Origin of the sequence: Endozoicomonas sp. SESOKO2, assembly GCF_024606245.1 — a bacterium.
Lineage (GTDB): Bacteria > Pseudomonadota > Gammaproteobacteria > Pseudomonadales > Endozoicomonadaceae > Endozoicomonas_A.
This window is the reverse complement of record NZ_JAHHPQ010000179.1, coordinates 1-19,095: the sequence shown is the minus strand read 5'-3', so window position 1 is coordinate 19,095 and position 19,095 is coordinate 1. Positions and strand designations below refer to the sequence as shown.

General features: G+C 47.4%; 25 protein-coding genes. 14 read left to right on the top strand and 11 right to left on the bottom strand.

Translation table 11 applies throughout. The features are described from left to right. The 3 genes from KDK17_RS04475 to KDK17_RS04465 all read right to left on the bottom strand — a co-directional run. On the bottom strand, positions 1-281 hold a 281-nt coding region (locus KDK17_RS04475), incomplete at its 3' end, for a YcgN family cysteine cluster protein (RefSeq protein ID WP_257287441.1). Positions 282-366: 85 nt separating this feature from the next. Further along, a complete protein-coding gene (locus KDK17_RS04470; RefSeq protein WP_257276420.1) occupies positions 367-1,857 on the bottom strand; it encodes an anion permease in 1,491 nt (496 codons plus the stop codon). Between the two features lie 81 nt (positions 1,858-1,938). Next, positions 1,939-5,232 (bottom strand): hypothetical protein, encoded by a 3,294-nt coding sequence (locus KDK17_RS04465; RefSeq protein ID WP_257287440.1) that lies wholly within the window; start codon positions 5,230-5,232, stop codon positions 1,939-1,941. A gap of 200 nt (positions 5,233-5,432) precedes the next feature. On the opposite strand from KDK17_RS04465, the gene KDK17_RS04460 reads away from it, so the two are divergent. The 3 genes from KDK17_RS04460 to moaC are packed head-to-tail and all read left to right on the top strand — an operon-like array spanning position 5,433 to position 7,038. Beyond that, a complete protein-coding gene (locus KDK17_RS04460) occupies positions 5,433-6,014 on the top strand; it encodes a molybdenum cofactor guanylyltransferase (protein ID WP_257287439.1) in 582 nt (193 codons plus the stop codon). 26 nt (positions 6,015-6,040) lie between these two features. Next, positions 6,041-6,565 (top strand): molybdenum cofactor biosynthesis protein B, encoded by a 525-nt coding sequence (gene moaB, locus KDK17_RS04455; protein WP_257276077.1) that lies wholly within the window; start codon positions 6,041-6,043, stop codon positions 6,563-6,565. Further along, a complete protein-coding gene (gene moaC, locus KDK17_RS04450; RefSeq protein WP_257276078.1) occupies positions 6,562-7,038 on the top strand; it encodes a cyclic pyranopterin monophosphate synthase MoaC in 477 nt (158 codons plus the stop codon). The genes moaB and moaC overlap by 4 nt, the downstream gene beginning before the upstream one ends. A gap of 42 nt (positions 7,039-7,080) precedes the next feature. Here moaC and KDK17_RS04445 read toward each other — a convergent pair whose 3' ends face one another. Then, positions 7,081-7,656 (bottom strand): hypothetical protein, encoded by a 576-nt coding sequence (locus KDK17_RS04445; RefSeq protein WP_257287438.1) that lies wholly within the window; start codon positions 7,654-7,656, stop codon positions 7,081-7,083. An 85-nt stretch (positions 7,657-7,741) separates the two neighbouring features. Between KDK17_RS04445 and moaD the strand changes: the two genes are divergently transcribed. From moaD to modC, 5 genes are read left to right on the top strand one after another with little or no spacing between them, the layout of a single operon-like run. Then, positions 7,742-7,987, top strand: a complete 246-nt coding sequence (gene moaD / locus KDK17_RS04440) for a molybdopterin converting factor subunit 1 (protein WP_257275346.1) — start codon at positions 7,742-7,744, stop codon at positions 7,985-7,987. Positions 7,988-7,989: 2 nt separating this feature from the next. Beyond that, positions 7,990-8,445 carry a molybdopterin synthase catalytic subunit MoaE gene (gene moaE, locus KDK17_RS04435; protein WP_257287442.1) on the top strand — a complete coding sequence of 152 codons (456 nt, stop codon included), beginning with the start codon at positions 7,990-7,992 and terminating at the stop codon, positions 8,443-8,445. Next, positions 8,442-9,191: a molybdate ABC transporter substrate-binding protein gene (gene modA, locus KDK17_RS04430; protein WP_257287437.1), complete on the top strand. Its 750-nt coding sequence runs from the start codon at positions 8,442-8,444 to the stop codon at positions 9,189-9,191. The genes moaE and modA overlap by 4 nt, the downstream gene beginning before the upstream one ends. Beyond that, positions 9,191-9,865, top strand: coding sequence for a molybdate ABC transporter permease subunit (gene modB / locus KDK17_RS04425; RefSeq protein WP_257280262.1), 675 nt, complete (start codon positions 9,191-9,193; stop codon positions 9,863-9,865). The genes modA and modB overlap by 1 nt, the downstream gene beginning before the upstream one ends. Further along, positions 9,865-10,938, top strand: coding sequence for a molybdenum ABC transporter ATP-binding protein (gene modC, locus KDK17_RS04420; protein WP_257287436.1), 1,074 nt, complete (start codon positions 9,865-9,867; stop codon positions 10,936-10,938). The genes modB and modC overlap by 1 nt, the downstream gene beginning before the upstream one ends. Before the next feature lie 55 nt (positions 10,939-10,993). On the opposite strand, the gene KDK17_RS04415 is transcribed toward modC, so the two are convergent. The 3 genes from KDK17_RS04415 to KDK17_RS04405 all read right to left on the bottom strand — a co-directional run bounded on the left by KDK17_RS04415 (position 10,994) and on the right by KDK17_RS04405 (position 11,960). Further along, the gene (locus KDK17_RS04415; protein WP_257254218.1) at positions 10,994-11,302 is read right to left on the bottom strand and encodes a type II toxin-antitoxin system RelE/ParE family toxin; all 309 of its coding nucleotides are present in this window, start codon (positions 11,300-11,302) and stop codon (positions 10,994-10,996) included. A gap of 1 nt (position 11,303) precedes the next feature. Next, on the bottom strand, positions 11,304-11,543 hold the full coding sequence (locus tag KDK17_RS04410) for a type II toxin-antitoxin system ParD family antitoxin (RefSeq protein ID WP_257254209.1): 240 nt from the start codon (positions 11,541-11,543) through the stop codon (positions 11,304-11,306). A gap of 114 nt (positions 11,544-11,657) precedes the next feature. Beyond that, positions 11,658-11,960 carry a hypothetical protein gene (locus KDK17_RS04405; RefSeq protein ID WP_257254210.1) on the bottom strand — a complete coding sequence of 101 codons (303 nt, stop codon included), beginning with the start codon at positions 11,958-11,960 and terminating at the stop codon, positions 11,658-11,660. Between KDK17_RS04405 and KDK17_RS04400 the strand changes: the two genes are divergently transcribed. Further along, the gene (locus tag KDK17_RS04400; RefSeq protein WP_257254211.1) at positions 11,948-12,385 is read left to right on the top strand and encodes a DUF29 domain-containing protein; all 438 of its coding nucleotides are present in this window, start codon (positions 11,948-11,950) and stop codon (positions 12,383-12,385) included. The two genes, KDK17_RS04405 and KDK17_RS04400, sit on opposite strands and share 13 nt — an antisense overlap. A gap of 167 nt (positions 12,386-12,552) precedes the next feature. Here KDK17_RS04400 and KDK17_RS04395 read toward each other — a convergent pair whose 3' ends face one another. Further along, positions 12,553-12,825, bottom strand: coding sequence for a hypothetical protein (locus KDK17_RS04395; protein ID WP_257254212.1), 273 nt, complete (start codon positions 12,823-12,825; stop codon positions 12,553-12,555). Between the two features lie 564 nt (positions 12,826-13,389). Here KDK17_RS04395 and KDK17_RS19300 point away from each other — a divergent pair. Beyond that, positions 13,390-13,821 carry a prepilin-type N-terminal cleavage/methylation domain-containing protein gene (locus KDK17_RS19300; RefSeq protein ID WP_306671225.1) on the top strand — a complete coding sequence of 144 codons (432 nt, stop codon included), beginning with the start codon at positions 13,390-13,392 and terminating at the stop codon, positions 13,819-13,821. Positions 13,822-14,567: 746 nt separating this feature from the next. Here the strand turns inward: KDK17_RS19300 and KDK17_RS04385 are convergent. After that, positions 14,568-14,753: a hypothetical protein gene (locus tag KDK17_RS04385; protein WP_257280257.1), complete on the bottom strand. Its 186-nt coding sequence runs from the start codon at positions 14,751-14,753 to the stop codon at positions 14,568-14,570. Positions 14,754-15,074: 321 nt separating this feature from the next. Between KDK17_RS04385 and KDK17_RS04380 the strand changes: the two genes are divergently transcribed. The 4 genes from KDK17_RS04380 to KDK17_RS04365 all read left to right on the top strand — a co-directional run bounded on the left by KDK17_RS04380 (position 15,075) and on the right by KDK17_RS04365 (position 16,558). Next, entirely contained in the window at positions 15,075-15,347 is a 273-nt protein-coding gene (locus tag KDK17_RS04380; RefSeq protein WP_257254690.1) for a CopG family ribbon-helix-helix protein, read from the top strand. Then, positions 15,335-15,625: a type II toxin-antitoxin system RelE/ParE family toxin gene (locus tag KDK17_RS04375; RefSeq protein ID WP_257254691.1), complete on the top strand. Its 291-nt coding sequence runs from the start codon at positions 15,335-15,337 to the stop codon at positions 15,623-15,625. Before KDK17_RS04380 ends, KDK17_RS04375 begins: the two co-directional genes overlap by 13 nt. 424 nt (positions 15,626-16,049) lie before the next feature. Then, positions 16,050-16,265 (top strand): type II toxin-antitoxin system RelE/ParE family toxin, encoded by a 216-nt coding sequence (locus tag KDK17_RS04370; protein WP_257255277.1) that lies wholly within the window; start codon positions 16,050-16,052, stop codon positions 16,263-16,265. Beyond that, on the top strand, positions 16,262-16,558 hold the full coding sequence (locus tag KDK17_RS04365) for a DNA-binding transcriptional regulator (protein ID WP_257280255.1): 297 nt from the start codon (positions 16,262-16,264) through the stop codon (positions 16,556-16,558). Before KDK17_RS04370 ends, KDK17_RS04365 begins: the two co-directional genes overlap by 4 nt. Positions 16,559-16,822: 264 nt before the next feature. Here the strand turns inward: KDK17_RS04365 and KDK17_RS04360 are convergent, their stop codons facing one another. Further along, complete coding sequence (locus tag KDK17_RS04360; RefSeq protein ID WP_257255279.1) at positions 16,823-17,311, bottom strand: DUF29 domain-containing protein; 489 nt, start codon at positions 17,309-17,311, stop codon at positions 16,823-16,825. A 367-nt stretch (positions 17,312-17,678) separates the two neighbouring features. After that, positions 17,679-18,662 carry a transposase gene (locus tag KDK17_RS04355; protein ID WP_257253167.1) on the bottom strand — a complete coding sequence of 328 codons (984 nt, stop codon included), beginning with the start codon at positions 18,660-18,662 and terminating at the stop codon, positions 17,679-17,681. Positions 18,663-19,095 lie beyond the last annotated feature (433 nt).

The following is a 19,095-nucleotide window of genomic DNA, read 5'->3' as shown; positions in this document are numbered from 1 at the left end:
TCGTCTTCTTCAGTGGGTGGAGTCACAATAATGGTCGGAGGGGTGCGCATAATACAGTCGGGCACAAACTTGCGGCGATGTTTGTAGTTTTGACAACGCCCCGTTGGCAGATCCAGTAATTTGCAGGAGATGGCCACGGTATAAATCTCCTGGGTGTTGTCGTCAATGAGTTTGTTCAGACAGCAACGCCCGCAGCCATCACAAAGAGACTCCCATTCATTACGGGTCATGGCCTCCAGGCTTTTGGTGCGCCAGAAAGGTTCTTGAGCAGGGATGGACATAGGCTGGAAATCGGGTGGTATGAGAGTGTGAAACCTACCGCAAATCTTCAGGTAAAGAAACAGGCGACTTCACACTCTGGTTTATTTACTGAGCCGGAGACAAGAGTCCGGTCCACTGCCACCAGGTCATGGAGAAGAGTACAAAGGTCAGCAGACAGGCCAGAGTCAGCAGCAAGCCGATCCGTGCAAATGTTTTCGCCTGGAAGGTGCCTGTAGAATAGGCCACCATGTTTTGGGGGGAATTCACCGGCAGGATCATACCAAAGCTTACGGCAAAGAGTTGCAGAAGCACCAGCCCCATGGCGTTATGCATCATAGTGTCTGGCAGGGTGTCGGTGAAAGCCAGGAACACTGGCAGTAATGCCACGGTCAGGCTCATTGCCGAAGCAAACCCCAAATGCATGACCACCGTAAACAACGTCATCGCAAACACCAGCAGGGCCAACGTCATGGTGTGGATTTCCATGGATGAGAAACAGCGTTCTGCCAGCCAGGCAGCGGCGCCTGTACTGACCAATTGTTGACCCAGACTAATGCTGACGCCAAACATGACGATGACGCCCCAGGGAATGCGCTTCTCAATATCTTTCCAGCTCTCAAAGACGCCTGTTCCGGGCAACAGCAGACAAACGGACATCAACAACATGGTGGCTGGAACGGTAATGTGGTGAAGCGTACCTTCTGTCACCCACAGGCTGATCAGCAGAACGGTAAACAGAGCCAGTTTCTTCTGTTGGAAAGACCAGGGTTCGGAAGAGGTGTGCAGGCAACGGCTGATGTCATCTTTCAGCGAGTGCCCTTTTACCTCAGCTTTCAAAATGAAATACAGGATGACGGTCATCAGGGCTGACCAGGGGCCGGCATGGATCAGCCATTGAATCCAGGTCATGGTGAAGCCACTGTGTTCATGCATCAACTCAAGGCCTGCCACATTGTGGCCGGTCGCCGTCATGACGCCGACATTCCATATGGTACTGACCTGGGCGGCCCCCATGATCAGTACCGCCGCCAGACGGCTTTTAGGGTCCAGACCCAGTGTGGCGATCACTCCTGCCAGAATGGGAACCTGAACAGCAGTACGCCCCGTGGGTGAAGGTATCATAAAGGAGAATACCACGCCGACCAGGAGGCAGCCGGCAATGATGGCGCCGTGACTGGGGCGAATGCGCGACAGAATTGCCAGAGCTATACGTTTATCCAGCTCAGTGGACTGCATAGCGGCGGCCATGATCAGGGCACCGGCTATAACAATGATGCTGGGCGATGAAAAGCCTTTCATGGCCAGCCCCAGTGCTTTACTGGTACCCAGAATGGTACCGGTTTCACTGCTGGGGACAACACCTGTCAATAGAGTAACCAGTGCCGCAATGAGCAGGGCACTGATGGGGTAAGCCAGGGCTTCAGTTACCCAGAGGATGACCGCCATGACCAGAATGCCCAGCATGATCTGGCCATAAGCGGTCAGGCCCTCCAGAGGCAGAGAGATCACCAGCAGGAGTGCGCAGAACGACAGGGGAACAGCCAGTCTTGCGGTCCATTGCCTGAGTGCAGTCGGGTTTTCCAGATGACTGGACATAATTAATACAACCTCATTCAATTATTAGTGTTCGAAGGAGAGGAACCCTAAAGTCTAATAAAGGATGAGGTTCTTGCAGGATTAATCGTCTTTCAGGACAAAATTTTGCAGAAAACCGTACTCTTGTTCCATATCTTCTGTGTCTTCCAGCAGGTTTTCAGGGTCCTTCAGATGACCCTCAGGGGTGTGGTGCTCCGAGAGTTTTTCAGTGAGCGCCTGACAGTGGAAGACATGTTCTCTGGCCGAGGTCTGGCCAGCTTCGGGATATAATGGCTTTTTGATGGCTGCGGCGCCAATAGCCGTGAGAGTGAGAATGCTGTTATCAGACTCAAGGGTTTCAACGGCGGGAGATAGAACCGTCTTTACCGGTGAAAAAGTAGACAGGGACTCTTGTCTCAAGTGCTCCGGCCGGATGCCCCGTTTGGGCAGTTCCATCCGCTCCGCTACCGTTTCAAACCAGGCCGCCAGAATCTCCCGACGTATTGCTCCTGACTCTTCAGGAGTGGCCAGATATTGAAGGGAAGCCTCTGCCGCCTGAAGAAATTGGCACAGTGGTCGGGGGAGCTCCATATCAATCTGGATGGATTGTCGGCTTTCGGTGTGAACCGTTTTCAACGGCAACGGTTTATTTTTTATTGCGAGGTGGAGCTTTTCCAATTCCTCTGAAAGTAAGTACTGACGGTTGTTCTCAAAACCTTCCTTCCCCTTCCTTTCGATCAGATTGAGCCGGATACCGGCCAGAACGTTCTTTCTCACTCCGGGCAGTGCGGGCGCCTCATGACCCAGTCTCGCCCGTAAATGTTTGACCAGAGCGTCGCTGAATGACGGGTCGACCACCGTAACATTGAAAGGACTCTTTGCCGGAGGTTCGATCAGAGTTGGCGACTGGGGTAATGAAAATTCACATCGACACGCTATGCGCTTTGGTGGCTTGAAGGGCTCCCCTTTGACAGCCTCATGGAATGCATTGTCGACGCTTTCTGTTTCCAGATAGCCAGCACTGGCAGCGTTAGGCACTGCGTCGGCATTGATCAGGAGGTCAACAGGGACTTTGTTGCTGTGGGCGTTCTGCTCGTCCTGATGTTCCAGATGAACAAGGTATTTTCCATCTTGCTGATCAGGCGCTTCAATATCGACAACCCCGGTATTGGAGACCATTTGAAGGGGTGATGAATCAAGCCTTGCCATATCAAGAACCTGAGCCCAGAGGGCCTGATGCAGGGTGTCTGCTGAAATTTCTCCAAACCCGTCCGGGTCAAGCCGTCCTGAGTTTTTGTCATTGTTTTGAGGTGAATTGTTTTGAGGCGAATGCTGTTCATGGGCCGGCAGTCGGGTAAACAGTGAGTCAAACTCACTACCGAGATAAAAGCGTAATGCTTCCATCCATTGTGGGTCTAACCGCAGTGTCCCGGTGGGAGTATGGAGGGGCTCGACACTCAATAACAGGGTGACATCAGCGCCTGCTTCAACTTGTGTCAATGCCGCCAGCAGGCCGTGAATGTCCGAACCATCGATGACGACCTGTGGGTGGTATTCTGCTTCGTGATGTTTATCCAGAATCCATTGGTTAAGGTGGGCATCAATGACAGGGCTGTTAAGACTGGCAAGATCATAAAGTTTCGATAACGTCTGCCTGGCATCGTCGTCTGGCCAGTTACGTCCATCCAGCAGGAGGGAGTCTCCCCATTTTCTCCCGAGGTGCCGTGCTACTTCCAGTTTCTGCTTTTTGGCTGCGATAATGGCCTGTAACTCTTCCTGAGTAGGTGTTTTCCCGTCGCTGACTTTCTCTCTGATTGCAATAGGGTCAACCTCTTTCAGTTGGTCAACCAGCTGAGCAAAAGACTCATGTTCTGTGCTGTAAGTTAACAGTTCGTCCTCAAGCTTCTCCCTGACATCCACCAGATTTGCTCTGGCTTCCAGGGGATAGTCGCTTTCGTCGGGGTCATCGATCTCAAAGCCCAGGTCTTCCATTAATTCGTCGGTAGCTTTGACCTGCTCAAGAAACTCCAGCTGAAAAGCATCAACTCTTATGGCCGGATCACCGTTAGGGTGGGGCACTTTGCGAAAACTGAGTTCATTAATGTCTCTGACCAGGTGTTGGGTCAGTTTGAAACGCATGGGAGTGCTGATTTCACTCATCTCATCTATGCATTCGCTGAACGCTTCGGGCGACATGTCGATTTTCAGCTTTCGAACAGCCTGCCACATTTGTTCGGTTTGCCGTTTGTTGTAATGAGAAGACAGACCAGCAGCGGCAAAGCTCTGCTCCAGCTGCGCTTTCAATTCATCCGAGCTATCGGCTGTAATTTGTTCGAGAAACTCGCAGGTGTAATACAACCAGAGAAACTGATCTGCGTCTGCCAGGTTGATCGAAGGCAGCTTTGACTCCAGCTCTTGTCGAGCCTCTTCGAGCATCTGTAAGGGGGCTTTTGGAAAAATGATCGGACGCACAATCTGATCCTTTGAGGCCAGACTGAGAGGTCCGTATATCTGGAAGACCGGGGCATCAGGCGGGCCTTCCGGCAACTTCACAGGTATGGGTTTGTAGGGGACTGCGTCTGTGGCAGGTGGAGGAGTCAAGGCGTCATCGGACCTCGGCTCAACCAGAGGGGTTGATTCGAAGTCGATCATTGTTAATGAGTCCGGTGTTTCGGCTTCTTCAGTGGGTGGGGTCACAATAATGGTCGGAGGGGTGTTCAATGTTAATGAGTCCGGTGTTTCGGCTTCTTCAGTGGGTGGGGTCACAATAATGGTCGGAGGGGTGTTCACTGTTAATGAGTCCGGTGTTTCGTCTTCTTCAGTGGGTGGAGTCACAATAATGGTCGGAGGGGTGTAGGGAATGGGAGGCATTTCCGGACGAGGTCTTTTATGAACGATTTTGGCAGGGCCGCTGCTTTTCATGGCATCAGCAAATCGGTGCCTGCCGGGATTGTCGGGTAACTGCCTGGCCGGTCCGGTGAATTTCATGGCGTCCAGCAGCTTGACTCTTCTTTTTGGCAAGGGTTTGGAGGGTACTGGCTCTCCCATCGGAGCAGGGCTTAACATCAGAGCTTCGTTTTTTACTATTGCTCTGACTGCCCTGTCTGAGAAAAAAGTGTATCGACGGTCTTTGGCACCATCAAAAATCTGTCGTCGCAGGGATAGGCTGGTGTGAGAATCTTCAATGACATTGATGACCATGTCCCTGAGTTTTTTTTCAGCGACTTTGTTCCTGCGGTGTGTAAATTTCCACCGGGTTTTCTTCAGAAACTCTTTTGGGGACGTCTCCACAACCGGCATGCCATTGTGCAGAGTGACACGACAGGCCCGTCCTTCCTCAGTGGCCTGGTCGATGAGTCTCAGATTATGACCTACTTGCTCTTGAATGCTCGGCATGTCAGTCCCTGATTAGGTGAAATCCAACTCTATATTTAGCGGCACGGAGTCAGGTCGGTAAAGAGCAAATAGCATAACTAATAATTGGCGGTTACTGATCCTGACTGGTGTAATGCTCAGTCTTAAAGTCTACAGGGCAGACTGGTAGAATCCCATCCTCGCTCATTTGGCAAAACGGTTATGGTCAGAGTGCCCTTAATATGACCCAAACAATTGGATTGGTGCTGGCTGGTGGCAGGTCTTCCCGAATGGGGCAGGACAAGGCTCGCCTGCTCTGGCAGAACATTCCCCTGTTTCAACATATGCAAAATTTGCTGCATGAATCCGGTATCGACAGAGTATTGCTCAGTGGTGCTCAGTGTGGCAGCAACGCGCTGGTCGATAAAATACCTGACAGGGGGCCTCTTGGCGGTATTCATACAGCTATTGAGGCTCTGCCCGATGGTGTGAACCTCTTAGTGGTTCCGGTAGATATGCCTTTATTGCCACCGGAAGCCTGCAAGAAGCTGGTATCATCCGTAGCAGAGTCCGGCAGGGCGGTTATGTTTGAAACCTTTTTCCTGCCTCTTATTCTGCCCGTCAACAGCCTGCTTCGAAGTGCCGTCAATAGTGCGCTGAGCAGCCAGGATCACAGAGACTATTCTCTTGGACGGCTTTTTGATCGTCTGCAGGGTGTGACTATCACGCTTCCTGACGAATTGGCAGAGCATTTCCAGAACACCAATACCCTCGATGAGTGGCATCGTGCCTTGACAGCCATGAGCGGGGAAAAGCTTGAGTAATGACTAACGACATCAAAGGAGACATGATGGCTCATAAGCAAGAAACTGAATTTGTAGCCCTGAACATTGCGGTACTGACTGTTTCTGATACTCGTACCGTGGAAACAGACACCTCCGGTCACCTGTTGGTGGATCATCTGACCGACGCAGGACATAAACTGGCAGACAAAGCCATTGTCAAAGACAACATCTACAAGATTCGTGAAGTCGTATCCCGCTGGATCGCCTCGGACAATGTTCAGGCTGTTCTGGTAACAGGTGGCACAGGCTTTTCGGGGCGTGACAGTACTCCGGAAGCATTACTCCCAATCTTTGACAAGGAAGTAGTCGGTTATGGCGAGCTGTTCCGTCAACTCTCCTATGAGCAGGTGGGTACCTCCACCATTCAGTCGAGAACCGTTGCCGGCTTTGCCAATGGGACGATCATTTTTGTGATGCCGGGTTCTAACAATGCCTGTAAGACTGGCTGGGAAGGTATTATCAGAGAGCAGTTGGACAGTCGCCAGCGCCCCTGCAACTTTGTTGAGCAACTCAAAAAGGTAGAAGGCTGATGTCGCTGACCCATACCAATGATGAGGGAAAGGCCAGCATGGTGGATGTGGGTGACAAAAATGTCACCCGGCGTGAAGCCAGGGCAGAAGGTTTTGTGGTGATGAAGGCAGAAACACTGGCGCTGGTGGCTGACAATGGTCTGAAGAAAGGCGACGTTCTGGCGGTTGCCCGCATTGCTGGCATCCAGGCGGCGAAACAGTGTGGCAACCTGATTCCACTGTGTCATCCGCTAATGCTTAGCTTTATTGGCGTAGAATTTGAACTTGAACCTGAGCAAAACCGCATTCGGATCGAGACATGCTGTCGTCTGAGTGGTAAAACCGGTGTTGAAATGGAGGCGCTGGCAGCGGCTTCAGTGGCTGCCTTGACGATCTACGATATGTGTAAGGCGGTCGATAAGGATATGTGCATCGAAGGCGTGCGGGTGCTTGAGAAAAGTGGTGGTAAGGGCGGTCACTACAAGGCAGAATAAATGACTGTGGCAACATGCGAAGCTGCCACGGGCTTTTAGGTTTTAGCTGGTAGGCTGTCGCTGCCGAATTAATAATTTCAGTTGTTCAAAGCCTTCGCTGAACCTGGCATCCATCTGGTCCATGCGCTCGTTGAATTTTGAGTCCATCTGATCCATACGCTCGGTGAATTTTGAGTCCATCTGGTCCATGCGCTCGGTGAATTTTGAGTCCATCTGGTCCATGCGTTCGGTGAAATTTGAGTCCATCTGATCCATACGTTCGGTGAATTTTGAGTCCATCTGATCCATACGTTCGGTGAATTTTGAGTCCATCTGATCCATACGTTCGGTGAATCTGGCATCCATCTCATCAAAGCGTTTGTCGGTCCGCATAAAACCGGCATGGGTTGCGGCAGTTAATGCGTTGACGTGATCCTTAACGGATTCCACATCATTTTTAACATCAGCAATGTCGTTTATAACGTCTGCGACATCGAGCTTTAACCCGGTTATATCATTCTGATTGGTCAGGGCGATATTTTTGATTTCTGCACAGACCTTTGCGAGGCTATGCACGTCGGCGTCGAGATTTTTATGTTGCACTTCCAGTATGTCGAGTCTGGCTTCAATAGATGACATAAATAAATACTGCCTTGGTGTAGTAGAAACATTATTGAGTCGAACTCTCAAAATAGCAGACTTTTTCCAGAGGAGAGTGAATCCGGTGATTAAGGTTCTTTTTTTTGCCAGCTACCGCGAAAAGCTGGGTATAGACAGGCTGGAGCTGACTGAGATGCCAACGAATCTTTCTGCACTTCGTGACCTGCTCTGCGAAAAAGGGCAGGATTGGCAGGAAGTCGTTAAAGACCCACGTACCCTGGTGGCTTTGAACCAGACTATGACCCGCAAGAATTTTGAAATAAAAGAAGGCGACGAAATTGCTTTCTTTCCTCCGGTCACCGGAGGGTGATGATGATCTCAATACAGAAGGATGATTTTGATCCGGGTTTTGAACAGGATCAGCTCAGCGACAATACCGGTACCGGGGCTTTGGTGACCTTCACTGGATTGGTGAGGGATGAAAACCTCGGGGACGACGTGGGAGGACTGTATCTGGAACATTATCCGGGTATGACAGAGAAGTCACTCAGGGACATTATTGATGAAGCCGCCGAACGCTGGCCACTGCAAGCCATCAGGGTGATTCACCGGGTCGGGCAGCTTCAGCCGGGTGACAGAATTGTTTTTGTCGGTGTGGCCAGTGCTCACCGCAAAGCGGCGTTTGAGATCTGTGAGTTTGTCATGGACTACCTGAAAACCCGTGCGCCTTTCTGGAAGAAGGAAACCACTCCTGAAGGTGATCGCTGGGTGGATGCCCGTGAGTCTGATGAAGAGGTGGCAAAGCGCTGGGGGCAGACATCGTTGTGACGTATTGGCTGGGTATTCTGACACTGTTGTTTAGCATAAGTGCAACTGCTGCTCATCTTCGAGTGGCGGTGTCTGCTAACTTTAAACCCGTTTTAGAACATCTGGCTGAACAGTTTAAGCGTCAGACCGGACACAAGTTGACTGTCTCTTCAGCATCGACTGGCGTGCTGTACCATCAGATTATGCGTGGTGCTCCCTTTGATCTTTTTTTCTCAGCCGATCAAGCCAGACCCCTGAAGCTGGAAAACAATGGCAAGGCGCTTTCTGAAAGTCGAAAAACATACGCCTATGGACGTTTGGTTCTTTGGGATCGAACAAAGGATAAAGAGCCATCTTCAATTGAGCAGCTCAAAGACTGGCATGGTAAGTTGGCTATTGCTAACCCTGCAACCGCTCCCTTCGGTCTGGCTGCCAGGCAGTCTCTGGAAAAGTCAGGTTTATGGGAGAGTTATCAGGGGCGGCTGGTGCAGGGAGCCAACATTCAGCAGGCATGGCAGTTTGTGGCCAGCGGTAATGTTGACATGGGGCTGGTTGCCTTATCCCAGCTTTCAGGAAAAGAGCTGAAGCGAATCAGCTATGTGCCAAAAACGCTCTATGAACCGATTCGTCAGGATATGGTGATACTGAAAAGTACAGAGCACAAAAAGATAGCTCAGGCGTTTTCGGCGTTTGTGTTGTCTGCCTCGTCCCAGAAATATATTGCTGAGCATGGCTATTTTCCTGCCATCCGGGATAAGGCGAAATAATGCTGACCACAGCCATCTGGCTGACCATGAAACTGGCTGTGCTGACAACACTGCTGTTGATGCTGGTGGGAATACCCCTGGCCTGGAAACTGGCCAATATGAGAAGCCGCTTTCGGCCATTAATAGAAGCTATTGTCGGTTTGCCACTGGTGCTACCGCCCACGGTACTCGGTTTTTATCTGTTAATTGCCTTCTCGCCAGACAATACCTTGGGCCAATGGTGGGTTGATTTAACGGGGTCAACCCTCGCATTCAGTTTTTCAGGGCTGGTGGTGGCTTCTGTGCTGTATTCATTGCCATTTGTCGTGCAACCTCTGCAAAGAGCGTTTGAGCAGTTGGATCATGGTCTTCTTGAAGCGGCCTCCATGCTCGGGGCCAGTCGGCTTGACCGGTTTATCAATATTGTTTTGCCAAATTCTCTCAGAGCACTCTTGTTGGCTGCCTGTATGGGCTTTGCTCATACGGTGGGTGAATTTGGTGTGGTGCTGATGATTGGCGGCAACATTCCCGGAGAAACTCAGGTGTTGTCCATTGCTTTATACGACGCGGTGGAAACTCAACAGCTGGGCCAGGCACATGCTATGGCAGCGGGCCTGCTAATGTTTGCGCTTGTGATGCTGGTAGTTTTGTACAGTATTGATAAAAGACAAGTGTCGGAAGTGAGTAACCGTTGATGTTGAAACTGGATATTCAACTGCCTCGGGATCGGTTCGATCTTGCCATCCATACCGCTCTGGAGCTGGATGCAGTCTGGGGCATAATGGGTGCGTCGGGCTGCGGCAAAACCTCTCTGCTCAGGACCATTGCCGGACTGGAAAAACCGGTTCAGGGTCGGATACAGTTTGATGATCAGGTCTGGATGGACAGCAAACAGGGTGTCTTTGTTCCCCCTGAACAACGTGGGATAGGTTTCATCTTTCAGGAAGCGCGTTTATTTCCACACTTGAGCGTAATGGGTAATCTTCAGTTTTCCGTGAAGCGCGCAAGCTCCGGTCGACAGGGATTAACCTTGGCTGAAGTCGTCGATCAATCGGGTGTTGGTCACTTGCTGAAGCGCGGGATTGAAACACTGTCCGGCGGAGAAAAACAGCGTGTAGCCATTGCCCGCACTTTGTTGAATGCACCAAAATTGCTGTTAATGGATGAGCCTCTGGCTTCTCTGGATTGGGATTCCAAGGCGACGATATTGCCTTGTTTAAGAAATATTCATCGAGCTTTTAACATACCGATCATGATGGTCAGTCATTCAAGAGAAGAAGTGGCCCGTCTGGCTGACAGGGTTTTGTTATTGCATCAGGGATCTGTAACCGGAAAAGATCAGAGCCAGACGTTGCTCAACAGTGCACTGGCCGTTGATGATCGGAATGAGCCTCTGTTATCGGTGCTCGAAGCAGAAGTGGTTGATCATGATAAAGACTATGGGCTGACCGTTCTGAGTGTCGAAGGTCATCCGCTGCAGGTGCACGAGGCTGGATTGGCCTTGGGGTCAACAGTACGAATGATTGTCCCTGCCCATGAAGTGAGTATTGTGCTGGATGATTTTTGCGACACCAGTGTTTTGAATCGTTTACCGGTGGTGATTGATTCAATACAAACCAGAGACGACTGGCATCAGTTAATTACGTTATGTCTCGGTGAGCAGACTTTAATGGCTCTGGTGACACGAAAGTCGGTGGATCGGTTGTCGCTGAAAATTGGGATGAAGGTGTTTGCTCATTTTAAGGCTTCGGGGTTGGAGGTGGTTTGAGGTTTTGACGCACCAAATTCAGAACGAATGACTATAACAGCTGCTTTTATTGTTCTCAGTGAGTCGACTCTATCTGTAAATTAACGTCCATACTTTTGCGAAGGATTCTAACGATTGAAACTCCACCCTTCTGTTGAATTCTGTAATAAATAATATGACTGCCTTGGGGAAATTTCCTGTAATCCGTTCGAACATGATTGCATGGGCTGTCAGAGTCAGGATGTTTAGCTAATGTATGGAAGCTTTCATCCAATTTTTGCAGATAAAGATTTCGTTGAGCTTTCCCCCATTGTCTAAAGGTATATCGAGCGATGCTTAGCAAATCACTCTTGGCTTTTTTGGTTAATACGAACGCTGGCTTCATGTCAATTGAGCTCATTGTCCAACTCATCAATTATTGAGTCCAGATTGTAGTCTGCATTTCCACTCTCTTCGCCTTCTATCAGCAACTGTCGCAGCGTTTCCAGTTTTGTTTCGCGGTTTTCAAGCAGCCTGAGAGCAGCCCTGATCACCTCACTGGCAGAGCCATAACGACCGCTATTGACCTGGCTGGAGATAAAACCATCGAAGTGATCTCCAAGAGTAATGCTGGTGTTTTTTGCCATCTTGCTGGCTCCTGTACCAATATATACCTGATTATGGTATCAAATAGTCTGGTGTCAAGTTCCTTCAATGAATCGTTCTGGCTTATGTGACTGTTCTCAACTCCCAATGTTCGGCTATGACATGTGAAAGTAATAATTGATCAGAAAGACACTAACAATCGTGGTTATCAGACCTCCAAAAGTAATCCAGAACTGTCGGCTCAGTACGGCCAGCTCACTGCGAATCTCAGCTCTCATTTCTTTCATTTCAGCCCGGATGTCCTTATTATGCCGGATGTCCTTATTATTTCGGATGTCCTTATTATCCATTTTAAAGCTTCGGGGTTGGAGCTGGTGTGAGGTTAAGCCAGCTCCGGATTCAGAAAGAATGACTATAATGGCTACTTTGGCAGGAGGGATATCTGATGGGCGAGCCACTTTACGACTCTGACTTTTACGGATGGGTCAATCAGCAGCTTGATTTGCTCAGATCCGGGAATTTGGATGAGGCCGATATCAAGAATATTGCATTGGAAATTGAAGCTATGGGAAAAAACCTGCATCGAGAGCTGGTCAGTCGTTTGAAGGTTCTCTTGATGCATCTGCTGAAGTGGCAGTATCAACCCGGTCTGCAATCCAATAGCTGGCGGTATACGATTGTAGGTCAACGAGAAGAGCTCTCGGATCATATTAAGGACAACCCCAGCCTTAAACCCAGAATCCCTGCAGCTATGGAAAGAGCCTACCGGTATGCGTTGATTGAGGCGACTAAAGAGACAGGGTTGCCTCTTGAAACGTTTCCTTCGACTTGTCCCTGGACTTACGACCAAGCTATGAGTGCTGATTTTTGGCCAGCAGACTGACCATGAAAGCCTTCCTTTGAATCTGATTTGTGGGGGGAGATGTTCGGCAACCAGCATTTCAGTGACTTCGATCAGTCGTCCCATGATGAATCTGGTAATGGGTCGTTAGAACGAGCCATTCTGACATCTTCAGCAAAACTTTCTACGTCATCTCCCGGTTTTGGTTGTTAGTCAGCCTTAAGTTTATTTCGACCGGCATGCATTTCTTTTCGTAGAGTTAGAATGTCAGCCTGAAGTTTGTTATGACCGGCATGCATTGCTTCCCGTAATGTGGCAATACTACGTTCTGTATCCAGCTTGACTTGCAGGATGCTTTTCCGTAGCACCAGAATATCTTCTTTTGTAGCCAGGTTTTGAGGGAGCTTTCTACTGACGAACTCCAAGGCTATATCTTCGTCCATTCCCATTCGTTTGAGTTCTTTAAACAGGGCATTTTGCACAGGTGGGCTCCTTGTCGGTCTTGAACAGATAGTGGGAGGAAATATAGTTGAAATGTTTCTCTTTTCCAGAATCCCCTGTGGCTCAGGGGCTGTCCTGCAAAATCGCGTGATTCTACCAGGTAATTAAACGACAAAGATCGCTCTTTATGTCAAGCTGAAAAAGTTGACCAAAGCAACACAAATACACCAAAAAAAGGTTGCTTTTTTTACCGTGAAATATATCGTAATGGGCTAAGGATTTACCCTTATCTGTGTGCTGTCTCTGCAGTGGGATAAGGTTGGTGTACCACTTTCGCACAGGGTCTCAGGACAGAAGGTTTTGCATCAAAACGCTCTTAGCGAGCAGTCAGGAAGACATTACAACCATGAGTGGTTATTTTTTCATCGTATTCTGACCATCGAACAATGGACTGGATGAAAGGGTATTTATGGAAGCGTCACTGTCGGGCATGGTGGGTAGACAGAGTAGGTCATAGCGATCAGGTGTCGTTTTTGATCAGTGCTCGGGCTCGGTGGTGGCAGAATCGAATAATAAAAATGCATGTCCTCAAGGGGCTAAGAATAATGAAAAAACAACAAAGTGGTTTTACGCTGATTGAATTGATGATCGTTGTGGCGATTATTGGGATTTTGGCGGCTGTGGCTTTGCCTGCTTATCGTGAGTATGTGGCTACTTCACATGGCTCTGCTGCTATGAAAGGTGTTTCTGCATTTGTTGGTAAAGCTCAGGCATGTATAGCTACCGGTGTTGGATGCGTATCACTTCATGAAGAAGCAGGTAATACAACAGTAGATGCTACTATTGTTGCTATTACAGAGCTCGCTGTAACAGCGGCGATGGCTCAGGACGTTGGTGGTGCAGTTGCTTGGAATGATGGAACTTGTACTGTTACAGCTACGATTAATGCTAATGGTGGTGTAACTTATGCTGCAGCTCTTACTGCAAATGCTACAGGTGCTACAGCGCAACAGTGTGCTGACGGTGCTGGTCTCTAAGAGAGAATTAAAAAATAAATAGTAAAAAAGGGACATCCATAAAATCTGATTCATTCTGTGGGTGTCCTATTTCATTGAAAGACAAGGCTGACTGCAATAAATAGGACACCCACACTTTTATGTAGGTGTCCTTGACTCCATCCTTGAATCCCTCGCTGTTTGTTGACACCCATGTTATTAGAATAAATAGGACACCCACACTTTTATGTAGGTGCCCTTGACTCCATCCTTGAATCCCTTGCTGTTTGTTGACACCCATGTTGTTACTATCTAGTCGAACCTGAATATAAAAAGGGGACATCCATAAAATCTGATTCATTCTGTGGGTGTCCTATTTCATTTAGAGATAAAATTAAAAAAGGGACATCCATAAAATCTGTAAATAAAAAAGGGACATCCATAATTTAAAAAAGGAAAATAATCTGGGAGAAAAGGAAAATAATCTGGGAAGAATAATCTGGGACACCCACACTTTTATGTAGGTGTCCTTGACTCCATCTGGATTAAAAAATAGATAGGACACCCACACTTTTAAAATAACAAATAATCTGGGACACCCACACTTATATATTAAATAAATGGGACACCCACACTTATATGTAGGTAATAATCTGGGAAAAAGAGATGGGGGTACCCACAAAATTTCAGACCGGAGTTAACAGCATGAAGCCAGGGCTTGTAGGTCAGGCCAATTCCTTGCACTGTAATAACGCCAGAACTCCACCCTATCGACATTATCTATTTGTTCAATTCTCGAATGGATTGAGCAAATTAACCCCTGTATCCATAAAATCCCGGGTGTTTCTTGTGACTACTGTCAGGTCATAAACAAGGGCTGTTGCCGCAATTTGTTTATCAATTGCATTTTCATGGTGGGGTACTCTGAGTTTTCCCCAAATTTGTGCTTCGGTAGGAAAAAAAGAGACACCCATAAAATTTGATTCATTCTGTGGGTGTACTATCTCTCGCTATCTCTCGGGGGTGTGATCTCTCGGTGCTCCGGTGTTTTTCAAGATAATTGTTTCTCGATTTTCACCGTTTTTGAGAAGCATTCGGGTTTGGCTGAAAGTTTGATAAATAACGGGCTTCAGGCTCTCAAAAACCATTCTCAATGTTGAAGCTGTAAGGGTTTTGAAGTATCTGACGTGTAAGCAATTTTTCTGGCCGGATACTAAAACGAGGGTTTTCTTTACTTTTGGGTCTTATGGTATAGTATTAATGGGTATTACCTTTTAATACCAAGGGAGAAACAAATGGTAACCTCGGTAAAGCTTGATGAAGACCTGAAAAGAAGAGTTAAGAATTTGGCGGAGGCCAGACACCGATCAGCACATTGGATAATGTGTGAAGCTATTCGTCGTTATGTAACATGTGAAGAGAAAAAAGAGGCTTTCAAACAGGACGCCCTTAATGCTTGGAACAGCTATCAAGAGAATGGTATGCACCTAACGCTTGAAGAAGCGGATGCATGGTTAGAAAAGCTTGAGGCGGGTGAAAATGGGGAGATTCCTAAGTGTCACGACTGATATGGTCACCTTCCGCTCTTAGAGATGTTCAACGATTACACCAATTTTTGGCACAGAAAGATGGAAATTCAGCCAGTCGTGCGATTAAAGCAATTCGCTCAGGCATTAAGGTTTTAGCCTGTCAACCTGAGATTGGTCGTCCTGTTGATGGTATGGAGCCAGAGTTTAGAGAGTGGCTAATTGATTTCGGTAACAGTGGTTATGTTGCTTTATATCGAATAGAGAATGGTCTTGCTACGGTGCTTGCAGTACGACACCAGAAAGAGGCTGGTTATTGACCGAAGAATTAAAAAAACACCCATAAAATTTCTGATAATAATCTCGGACACCCACATTTATATGTGGGTTTCTAAAAAATAATCTGGCAATAACCCCCTATGTCAGGAAAAAGATATAGGACACCCATCATAAAATTTCTGACTAAAAAGAATAAATGGGACACCCACACTTATATACGGGCACACTTATATACGGGTGTCCTTGAATCCCTTGAATCCGCTTGAATCTGCGAAAAACCACCGGCTTGCACCTTTCTTACCGCCAACCATTATACTTTGCCTGAACTAATCCATTGGATTACACTCTAATGCATACGGTCGTTGAACTGAAAAACTATCAGGTCGAAGCTGAGAGCCTTCTATCCAGTGAGGAACGCCGCCATATCATTATTACCTGGCGGCAAACCCTGAGGCTGGCGTGATCATGAAGGGTACAGGCGGCATCCGTAAGCTCCGGTGGCAAAGAGGTGCATCAGGCAAGAGTGGAGGAGTGCGGATTATCCACTTCTACAAGAACCCATCAATGCCCCTGTTCCTGCTCACGGTTTATGGGAAAAACCAACAGGAAAACCTGTCAAAGGCAGACCGCAACACCATGAAACAATTAGTCTCTCTGCTCGAAAGAGGATGGAAAAAATGAAAAGCGTAGCGAACAGCATTATCCAGGGCCTTGAAGAGGCCGTAGCCTACACAAAAGGTGAGAATACAGGTGCAATTGTCCATGAGTTGACACCCCCGGACATCAAAGGCATTCGCCAGCAGCTCAATATGACTCAGGAAGAGTTTGCCCAAGCTGTAGGTGTAAAACTGCCCACCCTTCGCCACTGGGAGCGGGGCGACCGCAAACCGAACGGCCCTGCCCGTGTGTTGCTGAACCTGCTCGCCAGGGAACCCAAACAGATTGTCGCCATGCTAGGGCTGGCTCATTCCTGAATCATCGGCTGGTAATGCTTTTGCAGCTGAAATAAAGGAAAAAAAGGGACATCCATAAAAACTGATTCATTCTGTGGCTGTCCTGTTTTTTTTGCTATTTCTCTTGGGCTCAAGGCTGTGGGGTTCCTTTTCATGTGTTCCTTAATATCACCCCCTTGGCTTCCTGAGTGCAAACCTTATGTCTCCAGGGCGCAGTGCCCAGAAGCAGGGCAGCTATTTCAGCACCATTGGCTCGGTAGCGGGGGTAGGGGCTGCGATGATGATTTAGCCTTCTGGCAGCCAGTCGTCATCAGTGATTTTTTCAAATGTCCAAAGGCATTCGTCGGGGATGCTGTTTTTGTTCAGTCGCTTGTTTTCGATGCGGATAAATTTGTTCAACTCTTTTATAGCGTTTCTTTTTGCTGTTAGATAGGCTTCTGACAGTATTTCATCAGTCTTGGGCTCAAGGCTTGGGTTTCTCTTCATGTGCTCCTTTATTTCCATTCTTGAGTTGTAAATACTCGGCATCCATGTATGTATGACTTTATCCTCAACCCATGAGTCTTTGAGTATTCTTTTCTGGTAGTCGTATTTGAGCAAATGCAGCAGCAATACCCGCAAATGGGAACGTAATTCATTGGTCGTGTCTCCCATTTCAGAATCCATCGCCTCCAATAAATTAGGGATGTCTAATTGGTCAAATTGGCCGTTAGCGAGCAGTTCCCGTTGCTGTCCGAGCCATTGGGTGTAATCGGTTTTGTACAGGTTTTCCATAAAATACCTCCATCGCCCTACCACTCTAGGCAAAAAACAGAAGGGAATCAAAAAATCATAATCTGGTCATAATCTGAGACACCCACATTTATATGTGGGTTTCCAGAATGGAAGAGGTATATAAAGAAATGGAAGAAACAGGACAATCAGGACATCCGCAAAATTTCCAAAATTTTTGAACCAGAAACCAAAAGATATTCCTTCGTGCGAGAAAACCACCTGGTAGGATCAAGCTTGCATTCGTAGGAATGACCCTGAACCCGATAAAACAAGGAAAAAACGAGTAAATAGATTTTTGAAAGACACAGAATGTCATCTCGCCAAAGTTATACTGCAAGAGTCTGACGTATGAGGCTGAAAAAATGAATCAGCCAGATTGGAATAAACGACCACAATAATTTAACCCTTGAAGCCATTGTTGACCTGCACTGATAGCATATGCCTTCATGGCCTTGAGTCTTCCAGCTGCGCGATAGAATCGATTGTTCCAACTCATGGTTTTTAGCCATTCGTCAGCATCGATTTCAAGTCTTGTCAGGATAGGAGGTGAGCTTTCTGGTATAGAACCTTTCTTATCCGTTCTCAATGCTCTTCCACTCCAGTCCACTAGCTCCAGGTAATCATGAAGAATATAAGGCAATGCTTTATTCGTATTTTGCCCCTGACTCTGAAAAGGCTTCAACATGAACGGCTGGTTGCAATCTGTCGCTTCAGTAGCTTTTTCGATACGTTTCTGGATAGAGGTATAGTCCGATTGTTCCGATGTGGATGCCAGTTTTGCCCGGACAGGATTCAGGTCAACATATGCCATGCAGGTCAGCAAAGCCGACTCATCCAGTAACGCCTGACTCTTAAAACGCCCTTCCCAGAATCGACCTTTACAACCATCTTCCTTGTTGGCTTCACGGGCTAGATACTCGTTCAAACAACGCATAAACCAGCTGATATTCTTCAAACGGATACGATACTCTGCCACATATTCATCAATGCGGCTGAGTTCTGAGCGACTGAGAGTGTCGTTGCTCATATAGCGTTGGATCAATAAAGGTCCAGTGAAAAGGGTAGTCCATCGCCGAAGTATTTCATCTCGATTCCAGCTCTCAACCTCACTGGTGTTAATATGTAGTACCAGATGATAATGATTAGACATCACAGCATAAGCACATACTTCGATGGCAAAAATGGAGACTAATACCTGTATACGATCGACCACCCACTGCCTGCGATGCTCAAAATTCCTCCCGGTCTGATGATCTTCACCACACAAATAAGCCCTGCGAACACACCGAGACATACAGTGATAATACGGAGTCGAACCTGAATCAATCAGGCTGCTGCGGGCTTGAGTCATGGGATCTCCTACTACAAAGACAATAATGGGTAACAGGAGGAAGATAGTTCATTCAGTCGATTGGTCAAATATATGGATGTCCTTTTTAATTTACTTTTTAATTTACAAAATATATGGATGTCCTTTTTATTTTTCTTTTTATTTTTTAATATATGGATGTCCTTTTTAATTTTCTTTTTAATTTTTTTTAATTTTTGGATGTCCTTTTTAATTCTTTTTAATTTTCTGGCTTGAGTCATGGGATCTCCTAATACAAAGACAATAAGGGGTAACAGGAGGAAGATAGTTCAACCAGTCGATTGGTCAAATATATGGGTGTCCTTTTTATTTTTATTCTGGATGACCTTTTTTAATTTTCTGGATGTCCTTTTTAACTGGTTTTATTTTTGTGGATGTCCTTTTTATTTTTTTTTATTTTTGTGGATGTCCTTTT

Bases quoted from the DNA above. Each gene is read 5' to 3' on its own strand.
- KDK17_RS04470 (WP_257276420.1), bottom strand. From the start codon at position 1,857: ATGTCCAGTCATCTGGAAAACCCGACTGCACTCAGGCAATGGACCGCA.
- KDK17_RS04465 (WP_257287440.1), bottom strand. From the start codon at position 5,232: ATGCCGAGCATTCAAGAGCAAGTAGGTCATAATCTGAGACTCATCGAC.
- KDK17_RS04460 (WP_257287439.1), top strand. From the start codon at position 5,433: ATGACCCAAACAATTGGATTGGTGCTGGCTGGTGGCAGGTCTTCCCGA.
- moaB (WP_257276077.1), top strand. From the start codon at position 6,041: ATGGCTCATAAGCAAGAAACTGAATTTGTAGCCCTGAACATTGCGGTA.
- KDK17_RS04445 (WP_257287438.1), bottom strand. From the start codon at position 7,656: ATGTCATCTATTGAAGCCAGACTCGACATACTGGAAGTGCAACATAAA.
- moaE (WP_257287442.1), top strand. From the start codon at position 7,990: ATGATCTCAATACAGAAGGATGATTTTGATCCGGGTTTTGAACAGGAT.
- modB (WP_257280262.1), top strand. From the start codon at position 9,191: ATGCTGACCACAGCCATCTGGCTGACCATGAAACTGGCTGTGCTGACA.
- modC (WP_257287436.1), top strand. From the start codon at position 9,865: ATGTTGAAACTGGATATTCAACTGCCTCGGGATCGGTTCGATCTTGCC.
- KDK17_RS04415 (WP_257254218.1), bottom strand. From the start codon at position 11,302: ATGAAGCCAGCGTTCGTATTAACCAAAAAAGCCAAGAGTGATTTGCTA.
- KDK17_RS04410 (WP_257254209.1), bottom strand. From the start codon at position 11,543: ATGGCAAAAAACACCAGCATTACTCTTGGAGATCACTTCGATGGTTTT.
- KDK17_RS04400 (WP_257254211.1), top strand. From the start codon at position 11,948: ATGGGCGAGCCACTTTACGACTCTGACTTTTACGGATGGGTCAATCAG.
- KDK17_RS19300 (WP_306671225.1), top strand. From the start codon at position 13,390: ATGAAAAAACAACAAAGTGGTTTTACGCTGATTGAATTGATGATCGTT.
- KDK17_RS04385 (WP_257280257.1), bottom strand. From the start codon at position 14,753: ATGGGTGTCTCTTTTTTTCCTACCGAAGCACAAATTTGGGGAAAACTC.
- KDK17_RS04380 (WP_257254690.1), top strand. From the start codon at position 15,075: ATGGTAACCTCGGTAAAGCTTGATGAAGACCTGAAAAGAAGAGTTAAG.
- KDK17_RS04370 (WP_257255277.1), top strand. From the start codon at position 16,050: ATGAAGGGTACAGGCGGCATCCGTAAGCTCCGGTGGCAAAGAGGTGCA.
- KDK17_RS04365 (WP_257280255.1), top strand. From the start codon at position 16,262: ATGAAAAGCGTAGCGAACAGCATTATCCAGGGCCTTGAAGAGGCCGTA.
- KDK17_RS04360 (WP_257255279.1), bottom strand. From the start codon at position 17,311: ATGGAAAACCTGTACAAAACCGATTACACCCAATGGCTCGGACAGCAA.
- KDK17_RS04355 (WP_257253167.1), bottom strand. From the start codon at position 18,662: ATGACTCAAGCCCGCAGCAGCCTGATTGATTCAGGTTCGACTCCGTAT.